The following is a 264-nucleotide window of genomic DNA, read 5'->3' as shown; positions in this document are numbered from 1 at the left end:
ACATCGGTAGAGTCATTCGTAGTCTTGCTGATAAAGGCGATATGGCCATCATTTTGGTCGAGCAATTTTATGATTTTGCTGAAGAGCTTGCCGATAACTATACTGTGCTTTCTCGAGGGCAAGTCGTTGCTCATGGAGCGGGATGTGATATGGCAGAAAATAATATCCAAGAATTGGTGGCAATCTAATGAGCAGCTACTAGATTCTACGTATTAAATAAAGCTTCGAGAAGGTAATACATGCTATATTTTTACTAGCTGTGAT

General features: G+C 39.8%; 1 pseudogene. It reads left to right on the top strand.

Annotated features, from left to right (window positions below):
• Nucleotides 1–188, top strand: a pseudogene (locus tag AAEZ03_RS27705) (ABC transporter ATP-binding protein); the annotation flags it as partial.
• Between the last annotated feature and the right edge of the window lie 76 nt (nucleotides 189–264).

The sequence above is a fragment of the Pseudomonas sp. HY2-MNA-CIBAN-0224 genome (assembly GCF_040310285.1).
Taxonomy (GTDB): Bacteria; Pseudomonadota; Gammaproteobacteria; order Pseudomonadales; family Pseudomonadaceae; genus Aquipseudomonas; species Aquipseudomonas helleri.
This window is presented reverse-complemented; position numbering and strand designations above follow the sequence as displayed.